Here is an 8,412-nt window from a genome sequence, read left to right as displayed (position 1 = left end):
CCAATGATCTTTTCTCTTTGTGCTTTTACGAATCTCCTCATCATATCGTTCAAGAGTCTCAGCAATGATGTTCATGGCAAGGTTTAATGCCTCGGTCTTAACATCATTCACGAAAGAAGCTATATCCTTCGTTTCAATAAACTTATCCTCAACCTTTCTAAGATTCTTGATGCCCTGCTCCTCAAAAAGCTGTATACTACTAAACAAGAGAACGCCCTCCTTAAGTTTGGTTTGGTCACCTTAACTTTATCAAAGGATCATGGACGTTCTCTTTTCTTTTTTCTTAAACCTACAAAAACTTTACGCTAGCATCTACACAACTATTGTTATTCAATATTTACACAAATTTGTTTATTCAATATTTATACAGAATATATTTACTATACTGCATTAACGTAATGCTCTTTTTTATTATAACAAAAATAACCTGCCGCTATGTCGGCAGGTCTTAATTTAGTCAGCAATCAATATTCAAGTTTCCACATATATCTTCTCATCGTAAGCGGATGATTACGTACAATTGCCAGCTGTTCTGCGTAAACACGTAAGATTCCAGTAATCAACATTGGATTAAAGAACTCAACAACAGATTTATCAATAATAGTGCTAAGGCCATAATCTTTAGCATCAACAACTGTTACCTTGGCATCAAATCTCTGAAGAAATGCAAGTACACGACTATCCATTGGACGTGTAGGCCCATCACTCATAAGAAGCAAGTAAGGAACATCCTTTTCAACAAGCTCAAATGGACCATGGAAGAATTCCCCTGAATTAAAGGAGCTTGCTGGTATCCACTGCATCTCCATCAGTAGGAACATAGAAAATGAATAAGCACTCATTTGAGCAGCTCCAGATCCTAAAACATAAATTTGTTTTGAATTTGCATAATTTTCGCCAAATTCTCTGGCTGTAGGTGTAAGAGACTGCACAGCCTTTTCAATCAAATCATAAATCTTAGTAAATCCGTCCTGCATTGCATCATAATCTGCGTAGCCTTCATATGTATTCAATACTTCACAAGCAAATGCAAGAACATTGCCCATCTTTTCCATTTTAGCTGCATAATTAGCATGGAATCCATGAATGATCTGATATTCAGAATTAGCCGCAAGATTTGATTTAGGATCAATTGTAACACTGACAACTGTTGCTCCAAGCTCCATAGCTTTTTTAGAAGCTTTAACTGTTTCCGGTGTAGTACCGCTCAGAGAACAAGTCACTACTATTGCTGTCTCATCACAAGATACCGGTGTTGAATAATAGAATTCATTTGCAGTATGAATACTGGAACGCAGCACCTTAGCATTTCGATCCATAAAATATTTTGCAGGAAACAACTCAGACATAGAAGCGCCACAACCTACAAAAAGCAACGATTTGATATCAGGCTTTTTTGCCTTGATATCAGCAACAATTTCCTTTACATTCATCTGACAAATCCTCCTTATGAATTTTAATACATCATATAACAACATATAACAATTGTCAATTGGTATGGTACAAATCTGTCTATAATTATTATTGTATTTTAGGTATTTCCCTACTTAAATCAATGTTTTATCCGATTCCCCTATGTTTTTAAAGATTATAAACAATAAATAGTTGGAAAGTTATATTTATAATGTTATAATATGAATATGCACTAAATGTCTGTTAAGGAGGATTATATATACATGAAGCTTATAGGTATTGGAGATAATGTTTGTGATGTATATCTCAATATGTCAGAAATGTTCCCAGGTGGACAAGCAATGAATGTTGCAGTATTTGCAAAGGAGCAAGGAGTTAAATCTGCTTTTATGGGAGTTTTTGGAGATGATGAAGTAGCTGCGTACAATCAAAAAATTCTTTCTGAGCTTGGAGTTGATCATAGTCATTGCCGCCATTATCACGGAGCCAATGGTTTTGCATGTGTTAATTTAATTGACGGAGAACGCGTTTTCCTCGGTTCCAATAAATGTGGAGTACTGAGAGATTTTCCTCTTATACTGACTAATGATGACTTAACATATATTAGTCAATTTTCAGTAGCACACATTTCAAATAATGCTTATTTCGATGACCAAATCGAGAAACTGTTCAAATTGGAGATACCTATTTCCTACGATTTTTCAAATCAATGGATAAATAATATAAAATGGTTAGAAAGCATCGCACAATTCTGTACTTTTGGCTTTTTATCTTTACCAGATTCTTCTTCCTTAAAAGAAATACGTGAATACATGGAGCAGATACATTCTTTTGGATGCAAAATGATCATAGCAACCAACGGAAGCAAAGGCGCATATTTCTATGATGGAAAAAGCCTGATATTCCAACCTAGCAATTATGTGAAAGCCATCGATACCCTTGGCGCAGGCGATTCTTACGCTTCTACTATCCTGGTGAATTATTTTAAGAGTCTTGAAGATAATCTTTCAGAGATGTCAAATGATTACGAGTACTATGTTGCAAAGATCAAAAATGCCATGGAGAAAGCAGCCAGCTTTTCTGCAAATGTATGTCTCTGTAATGGTGCTTTTGGTCACAGCAAAAAAATCAATCCAGACAAGTATAAAATACTATGAAATTCAAAGGCGCATTATTTGATATGGATGGGCTCATGTTTGATACAGAAAATCTAATTAACGATGCAATGCGTATCGCAGGAAAAGAAATGCATCTTCCTGTAACTGATACTCTTCTCATGAGCATGAAAGGAATAAATAAACAAGGTTGTACCATTAGAATGCTTACAGCCTTTGGAATGAAAAACGAGGAAGAACTGTTACCATTTAGATCCAGGATCATGCAGCTAAGAGCGGAACGCCTAAAAGCATATGGCGTCCCTGTGAAAAAAGGACTGTATAACTTATTAACCTATCTTAAATATAATGATTATAAAATCGGTCTCGCAACATCTACAAGTGATGATATTGCAGAAAGCATGTTAAAAGAGGCTAATGTTTATCACTATTTTGACAATATAGTTTATGGCAATCAAGTAATTAACGGAAAACCATTTCCTGACATTTACCTGAAATGTGCATGTGATTTAGAGTTATCTCCAGAAGAGTGCATAGTATTTGAGGATGCACCCTCTGGGATAGAGGCCGGATATAAAGCAGGCGCAAAAGTCATTATGATTCCAGACTGTGTTCCTCCTTCAGATAAAGAAAAAAAGAGATGCCTGGCAATACTTAAAGACCTCGGACAGGCAGTGGGATTTTTACACGCATATGATAATAGATAATATATATGCCTATTTTTCAGTTTATAGATAAAAAACTATGTTCTGTATAATATTCGTATAGGAATGTATAGTTAAAATACAAGTAACAGGTATCAAAATAAAATGTAGTCTTGATCAATAAAACTTGATTTTTATCCAGATAATCAAATCATCACTGATCATTTTTTATATTTTTTACATTAGGATTTGCTGCAAGTATCTTTGGGAATTTTATGCAGAACAATGTCACACAACAGGTAGCAGCAATTGCATCGGCTATTGCTTCTGCCCCATAAATTCCCATCACTCCAAACCAATGAGGTAAAATCAATGCCAGTGGAACCAGCAAAAATACTTTCCTGAGAAATGCTATAAAAATTGCCACTTTTGGTTGATTAAGCGCAACAAAAGTAGTCTGACAGGCTCTCTGCATTCCAAAAATAGTCATTCCCGCCATAAATACAGGCATAACCCTGGCAACAGTTCCTATGAGCTCCACGTCACTGGTGAAAATACCGGCAAAAAATCGCGGCATAAATATAATGCATAAAGTCATGACCAGATTCCATCCTGTCATGATCACAAATAAAATGCGGAAACCCTCTTTTAAACGGGCATTGTTACACCGACCATAATTAAAACTAAGGATAGGTGTCACTCCCTGAGTAAAGCCCATCGATGGCACAGAGCTTAACTGCATACAGCTCTGCATTATAGTTAAAGCACTCACATAAACATCGCCATATTGTGACAGTCCCCTGTTCATTACCAGTCCTATGAGGCTCTCTGTGCTGGCCATTACAAATGGCGAGCTGCCTAATGCCAACATGCTGAGCAATATGGATCTCCTTGGCTTAAACTTAGAAACCTGTAACCTCAGTGAAGCACTTTTTGAGGTCAGAAACCTGAGTATCCAACAAGCACTCACTGCTTGAGACAGTACCGTCGCAATTGCAGCCCCTTTCACTCCCATACTCAAGCCATATATAAGTACAGGATCCAATACAATATTTACAACTGCGCCTATCACAACAGACAGCATAGCGATTTTGGGCCGGCCCTGAACATTCACTTTGAAGTGTACCTGATAGATACTTTTGAAGTACTTTTTGTTCACCTTAGGGTCTAAAAACCCACGTAATTTCAAGCTTTTTTCTCAAAATCATGAGGTTTATTCTGGTTTGTCATCCTGCCCGTATATGAGTAGAATTATGTTTTCAAAATACCGGTATAAACATATACACAAAATTTTTTCTCCATTTCTCCATTATGCTCTGCTTGTAATGTTTATGTAATCCGGTTAGGGATGATTCACATTGCAAACAGAGCATTTATATATTTAAGCCGGATAATGTAACCTGTGTCCCATTGCTATAAGCCTGATATATAACAATATTTAATGTAAACACTTACATTTGTATGATTTATGTAACTTTTTCGTTTCGAAAATGAAAAATATTTTCCTGCCTAAATATTATTATAGAATGCGAAGGAGAAAATTTTTTCTTGAATCAGAAGGGAGCAATATGAAGAATGCAATAGTTGGACAGTCCGGAGGACCCACTTCTGTTATCAATTCATCACTGGCAGGTGTATTTGAGGCAGCAAAAAGTCGCGGAGCCGGGCATGTTTATGGAATGTGCAACGGAATTCAGGGATTTCTGGAAGACAGATATGTGGATATGACTGACATATTCAAAAAGACCATTGATATCGAGCTTTTAAAACGTACACCATCAAGTTATCTTGGAAGCTGTCGTTATAAGCTTCCTGCACTTGATGCAGAAGGCGCTAAAGAGATTTACGACACTATCATGGAAAAACTGGAAGCTCTGAATATCGGATACTTCTTTTATATTGGTGGTAATGACAGCATGGACACTATCGACAAACTCTCAGCTTACGGTAAGCAGGTCGGTAGCGACATCAGATTTATAGGTGTACCGAAAACCATAGATAATGACCTTACTGTAACAGATCACACTCCGGGTTACGGATCTGCCGCCAAATACATCGGCGTTGTAATGAAGGAAATCATACGTGACGCTACAGTTTACGGAACAAAATATGTGACTATCGTTGAAATCATGGGAAGAAATGCAGGATGGCTCACTGCCGCAGCTGCTCTTGCAAAAGACAATGACTGTGAGGGTGTTGATATGATCTGTCTTCCTGAGGTTCCCTTCAACGTAGACCGTTTTGTGGAGAAGGTACGCAGAATGCAGGAAAAAAAGAGCAGCATAGTCATTGCTGTTTCAGAAGGTGTCAAGCTGGAAGATGGTCGTTATGTTTGTGAGCTGTCGGATGACGTACATGCAGTAGATGCCTTTGGTCACAAGGCTCTTACCGGAACAGCAAGATTTCTTGCCAATACAGTTGCAAGGGCTATGGATACAAAGACCAGATGCATTGAGCTTTCAACACTTCAGAGATGTGCAGGACATCTTACAAGCCGTACAGATATCACAGAAGCCTATCAGGTTGGCGGTGCTGCAGTTAAAGCCGCTTTCGAAGGTCATACAGGTGAAATGGTCGCTCTTAAGAGAATTTCCAATTCACCATATCAGTGCACTACTGAGCTTCATCCGATATCAGAAATTGCAAATCTTGAAAAGAAGGTTCCTCTTGAATGGATAAATGAAGATCACACTCAGATGAAGCAGGAATTCATCGACTATGCATTTCCACTCATTCAGGCAGAGCTGACACCTATTTTTGTCGGAGGACTGCCGCAGCATATCTACCTCGGAGAAAAATCCTGATACTCTTAACATTTAAACCCAAAAATCATTTAAATAACAGCTGATATAGCCTTTAAATGAAGCGAAAAAAGAAATGAACAGGGTTTAGTCATGTAGCTTTCACAAATAAAGCCAAGAAAAAATGTGGTCACCATTAAGTGATCACATTTTTTTGTCTCCGACTCTTATCATATGATGTGAGTGTCAAAGATTTATCGGTCAATATGAGTTTTCTAATAATCCAGAATCCACTCGATGCCCTTTGCCATACGGTAATCCTCATCCTTGAAATGATTACCCGGATTCATCTCGAAGGTGGCATCGATACCTCTGTCACGCAATATCTGATAGATATTCTCTGTCTTCTCCTTAACTGTACTTAACAGCTGATTTCTGGTTTCGGCTTCCTTATCTCCCAGTGAGAAATAAACCTTACGTGGTCTCGTGACAAATTTGTTTTTCTTAACATACTCTGCAAAATCAGGGTACCACATGGAACCTGAAGCACTGACTGCGCTATCAAATATGCCGGTATGGAATAAGCTGTAAAGTGAGAACAGCCCCGCCAGAGAATATCCTGTGATAGCGATGTACTTAGGTTCTGCTTTCAGATGCTCCTTAATCTTAGGAATGATAATATCCGTCAGCTTTTTAAGATATTTCTCCGCTCCTCCTGTACAGGCTTCATCGCTGATGTATCGCGGAGGACATTCCCACGGAGACATCTCATCATTCCATTTAATATCCGAAATAACAGCAAAAATAAATTCTGTATCTGTAAGTTTCTTGATTTCGTCGTAAACACCTTTCCCATCACCCTGAAATGCATGATAAATAATAAGTGGAACAGATTCCTCCGATTCCCCGTATATGTTTACAGTCTTGTCATCTATAACCATGCTTCCTCCTGTATTAGTGTAAAAAAATCTATAGGGTCACTTAGAATAAACACTAAAACAATTATCGACAGGATGAATGTCATATATTACATTTACTTACTCATTATAGTTTGTTATTTATTTTAAAAATTAGTGAGACCATAAAAAATAACCTTGTAGTTTTTATCTGGAACAAAAGCTGATATAATCATTCCAAACTTGACAGAAGTATGTCTTATGACAGGAACAGAACACAAGACTGAGTATGATGAAAACCAGTAAAAGGAGCTATATAAATGTCAAACGAAACAATGAATGCTGATGGACTCACACCGGAAATAATCTGCCGTAACCTTGATACTGTTAAAGAAAACATTAATAAAGCCTGTATAAGGACAGGTCGGGATCCTAAAGAAGTAACCATCTGTGCCGTAAGCAAGCTGAAACCCATTGAAGACATTCGTATCGCCATGTCCTCCGGACAGCATCTGTTTGGTGAAAACTATGTTCAGGAGCTGGTTTCAAAATATGAAATTCTTGCTGACTCTGCTGAATGGCATATGATCGGGCATCTCCAGAAAAACAAAGTGAAATACATCATAGATAAGGTGTCTTTGATACACTCCGTAGACAGTGTATCTCTGGCAGCCCAGATAGACAAAGAGGCCGGAAAGAAAGATAAAATAATGGATGTTCTTCTGGAGGTCAATATAGCCGGTGAAGAATCAAAATGGGGTTTCACAGCGGATGAAACTCTCGATGCGGTAAAAGAGATAAGTTCTCTTAGTAATATCCGTGTTCGTGGACTTATGACCTCAGCCCCATACACGGAGGATGCTGAAACAAACCGGATTCATTTCCGAAACCTTAAGAGCCTTTTTGATAAAATGAAAAAAGCTGATATTCCGGGTGTTGAAGCCGATATTCTCTCTATGGGGATGACCGGTGACTATATAGTTGCTGTTGAAGAAGGTGCCACCATGGTTCGCGTAGGAACAGGAATCTTCGGAGAAAGAGATTACACTAAATAATAAATGAAGCCCCTTTCTGTCCCTTTCTTCTATCTCATGTTCAGCCATGTACCTGACCATCTCGCCTCTTGCCATTTTGGCATTCAGGTCGATTTACACGAAATATCGATTTTGGGATATCAAAATATGCTCTTTCAAGTATGGACAAATATATACTCAAATGCCATCAAATTCTCCCCGGATGATTCCACTATAACAACACGATATAGACCTTTCCCAGGGAACAATTTCAGTTGATCGTGCACCCGGTATGGGTTCAACATTCAGTATTTACCTGCCGTATAAATTGACGCCAAATCAGGAATCTGTCATTTAACTTTCGGGATAAAAAGGCTTTCGTACATTCTGGGTATGAGAAAAAACGGATAATCCCTCAGAAACATACAAGGTTATTCAAAATAAATCCTATGGCTTCTCTTTTCTCATCACCCTCAGTATTGCTGCAGGTATATTCAAGTTCAAGGCATTTCCAGTCTTCATTGAAGAAACGGTAACTCACAGGTTTATAATTAACCACGTCAGAGAATCCTGCTGCTTTGTAGCAGTAA

General features: G+C 38.0%; 8 protein-coding genes. 4 read left to right on the top strand and 4 right to left on the bottom strand.

The window, feature by feature from the left end:
• Nucleotides 1-207 (bottom strand): hypothetical protein (locus T515_RS15345; protein ID WP_036613123.1); only part of this gene is annotated, 207 nt, incomplete at its 3' end.
• Nucleotides 208-464: 257 nt separating this feature from the next.
• Nucleotides 465-1,433 (bottom strand): SIS domain-containing protein, encoded by a 969-nt coding sequence (locus T515_RS15340; RefSeq protein ID WP_036613122.1) that lies wholly within the window; start codon nt 1,431-1,433, stop codon nt 465-467.
• A 243-nt stretch (nt 1,434-1,676) separates the two neighbouring features.
• Between T515_RS15340 and T515_RS15335 the strand changes: the two genes are divergently transcribed.
• Both T515_RS15335 and T515_RS15330 read left to right on the top strand, forming a co-directional pair.
• Complete coding sequence (locus T515_RS15335) at nt 1,677-2,570, top strand: PfkB family carbohydrate kinase (RefSeq protein ID WP_036613121.1); 894 nt, start codon at nt 1,677-1,679, stop codon at nt 2,568-2,570.
• Complete coding sequence (locus tag T515_RS15330; protein ID WP_036613120.1) at nt 2,567-3,235, top strand: HAD family hydrolase; 669 nt, start codon at nt 2,567-2,569, stop codon at nt 3,233-3,235. The genes T515_RS15335 and T515_RS15330 overlap by 4 nt, the downstream gene beginning before the upstream one ends.
• Nucleotides 3,236-3,386: 151 nt before the next feature.
• On the opposite strand, the gene T515_RS15325 is transcribed toward T515_RS15330, so the two are convergent.
• The gene (locus tag T515_RS15325; protein WP_051671808.1) at nt 3,387-4,361 is read right to left on the bottom strand and encodes an MATE family efflux transporter; all 975 of its coding nucleotides are present in this window, start codon (nt 4,359-4,361) and stop codon (nt 3,387-3,389) included.
• 379 nt (nt 4,362-4,740) lie between these two features.
• Here T515_RS15325 and T515_RS15320 point away from each other — a divergent pair, with 379 nt between their 5' ends.
• Nucleotides 4,741-5,976, top strand: coding sequence for a 6-phosphofructokinase (locus T515_RS15320; protein ID WP_036613119.1), 1,236 nt, complete (start codon nt 4,741-4,743; stop codon nt 5,974-5,976).
• A gap of 212 nt (nt 5,977-6,188) precedes the next feature.
• On the opposite strand, the gene T515_RS15315 is transcribed toward T515_RS15320, so the two are convergent.
• Complete coding sequence (locus T515_RS15315) at nt 6,189-6,854, bottom strand: alpha/beta hydrolase (RefSeq protein WP_036613117.1); 666 nt, start codon at nt 6,852-6,854, stop codon at nt 6,189-6,191.
• Nucleotides 6,855-7,129: 275 nt separating this feature from the next.
• On the opposite strand from T515_RS15315, the gene T515_RS15310 reads away from it, so the two are divergent.
• Complete coding sequence (locus tag T515_RS15310; protein WP_242839403.1) at nt 7,130-7,864, top strand: YggS family pyridoxal phosphate-dependent enzyme; 735 nt, start codon at nt 7,130-7,132, stop codon at nt 7,862-7,864.
• Nucleotides 7,865-8,412 lie beyond the last annotated feature (548 nt).

The sequence above is a fragment of the Oribacterium sp. P6A1 genome (assembly GCF_000702885.1).
Classification (GTDB): domain Bacteria; phylum Bacillota; class Clostridia; order Lachnospirales; family Lachnospiraceae; genus Oribacterium.
Note: the sequence above shows the minus strand (reverse complement) of the source record. Positions and strands in the feature narration are given on the sequence as shown.